Origin of the sequence: Streptomyces flavofungini (genome assembly GCF_041028215.1) — a bacterium.
Lineage (GTDB): Bacteria > Actinomycetota > Actinomycetes > Streptomycetales > Streptomycetaceae > Streptomyces > Streptomyces flavofungini_B.
Genome location: NZ_JASKYR010001093.1, coordinates 1 through 1,801, shown reverse-complemented (window position 1 = coordinate 1,801; position 1,801 = coordinate 1). Strand labels below are relative to the sequence as shown.

The 1,801-nt window shown below is 73.3% G+C and carries 2 protein-coding genes and 1 pseudogene; 1 reads left to right on the top strand and 2 read right to left on the bottom strand.

The genetic code is table 11. The features are described 5' to 3' along the window. Positions 1 to 321: pseudogene (locus AB8Z36_RS38700) on the top strand (ABC transporter); the annotation flags it as partial. Here AB8Z36_RS38700 and AB8Z36_RS38695 read toward each other — a convergent pair. Both AB8Z36_RS38695 and AB8Z36_RS38690 read right to left on the bottom strand, forming a co-directional pair. Continuing rightward, the gene (locus AB8Z36_RS38695) at positions 278 to 1,039 is read right to left on the bottom strand and encodes a transglycosylase family protein (protein WP_369218047.1); all 762 of its coding nucleotides are present in this window, start codon (positions 1,037 to 1,039) and stop codon (positions 278 to 280) included. The pseudogene AB8Z36_RS38700 and the gene AB8Z36_RS38695 sit on opposite strands and share 44 nt — an antisense overlap. 90 nt (positions 1,040 to 1,129) lie before the next feature. Continuing rightward, a complete protein-coding gene (locus AB8Z36_RS38690; RefSeq protein ID WP_369218046.1) occupies positions 1,130 to 1,756 on the bottom strand; it encodes a transglycosylase family protein in 627 nt (208 codons plus the stop codon). Positions 1,757 to 1,801 lie beyond the last annotated feature (45 nt).

Sequence of the window (1,801 nt, the reverse complement as noted above, 5' to 3'; positions counted from 1 at the left end):
CTCCCCCGCCCCGCGGGCACGCTCTCGGGCGGCGAGCAGCGCATGCTGGCCCTCTCCCGGGCCCTGGCGCCGCCCGGGCCGGGCCCGTCCCCCGTACTCCTGCTCGACGAACCGACGCAAGGCATGTCCCCGCCCGTCGCGGCCCGCACCTACGCCCTGCTCGGCGCCCTGTCCGCCTGCGTGGTCGTGGCCGAACAGCGCATGCCGCCCGGCCTGCGCGAGGGCGCGGGGCGGACGGCGGTGGTGGTGCACGAACTGCGCAGAGGAACCGTCGTGTTCAGCGGAGAGGCACGAGAACTGAGCTCCGCGGAGCGGCCCTAGCCGGGGACGACGAGTTGGGCGCCGGGGCGGAAACGCTCTTCGGGACGATCAGCCTCGCCCCGATGGACAGCAGCTCGGGCCGGTCCCCGACCACCTCGCGGTTGACCGCGTAGAGCGCCTTCCAGCCGCCTTCGACGTCATACTTCCGGGCGATGGAGCTCAGGGACTCCCCGCGCTGGACGAGATGCGTGCGCCGGTTGCTCCGGCTCGGCCGCTCGGGCCGGTCGGGCCGGTCCGGCTTCGCGGTCTGCTCGGGACGGTTCGGCTTCGCGGTCTGCTCTGGGCGGTTCGGCTTCGCCGTCTGCTCCGGGCGGTCGAACCGCTCGATCCGCACCTTGCGGGAACACGCGGGCCACGCCTTCCACCCCTGGCTGAGCCGCACCTTCTCGGCGATCTTGATCTGCTCCGCCTTGGTGGCGAGGTCGGCACGCGGGGCGTACTTGAGACCGCCGTACGCCTCCCAGGTGGGCTGGTGGAACTGAAGCCCTCCGTAGAAGCCGTTGCCCGTGTTCGCGTTCCACCGGCCGTTGCTCTCGCACTGGGCCAGGCAGTGCCAGACCCCCTTCTCGGTGGAACAGGCGTTCTCCCCGTAGTACACGATGCCCGGCCGTGTCGGCGGGGCCGCGGACGCGGCGGCGGGTGGCGGTGCCACCACGGCCATGACCGCGCCCACGACCACGGCGAAGGACCGGAGATGCGTCATCTGCGTCGGATGCATCGGCTCACGCTAGGCATATGAACGCCACGGTCCCGGCGTCCCGCGCCGCCGGAACCGCCAACCCCACTCCAACGGCCGCCTGACGCCGACTCAGACCCGGAGCCGCTGTCCCGGCACGATGGCGTCCGGGTCGCCGCCGACGACGGCCCGGTTGACGGCGTACACCCGCTGCCAACTGCTTCCGTGCCGGGCCGCGATGGAGCTCAGGGTGTCACCGCTTCGGACGATGTAGCCGCCGGAGGCCCGTACGGCCCCCCGGTCGGCGTGGCCGGAACTCCGCCGCGGAGCGGCCGTGGGCGCCTTGACCGACTTCGGCGCCGGTTTCGCGGCCTTGGGTACGGGCGCCGCCGCGGACGGCGCTTGGCCGTACGCACCCGCGCGGGCGGCGCAGGTGGGCCACGCGCCCCACCCCTGCGCCCGCTGGACCTTGGCGGCGACAGCGATCTGCTGTGCCTTCGATGCCTGGTCGGCGGTGGCCGCGTAGGCACCTCCGCCGTACGCGCGCCACGTCCCCGCGGAGAACTGGAGCCCTCCGTAGTAGCCGTTGCCCGTGTTGATCCGCCAGTTTCCGCCGCTCTCGCACCGTGCGATGCGATCCCACACTCCGCCGTCCGCCGCGTCGGCCTGGCCGGTCGCGGCGAGCAGTCCCAGCGGGGCGATGAGCGCGGCCCCACCGATCACTGCCGTCCTGCGTAGGTGCCCGGGAGTTGCGGACATGAAGATCCCTCTCTGCCTGCCCGGGCTCCCCCTGGCCGTACGGCC

Coding starts and splice junctions, on each gene's coding strand:
- AB8Z36_RS38695 (WP_369218047.1), bottom strand. CDS start 1,039: ATGCATCCGACGCAGATGACGCATCTCCGGTCCTTCGCCGTGGTCGTG.
- AB8Z36_RS38690 (WP_369218046.1), bottom strand. CDS start 1,756: ATGTCCGCAACTCCCGGGCACCTACGCAGGACGGCAGTGATCGGTGGG.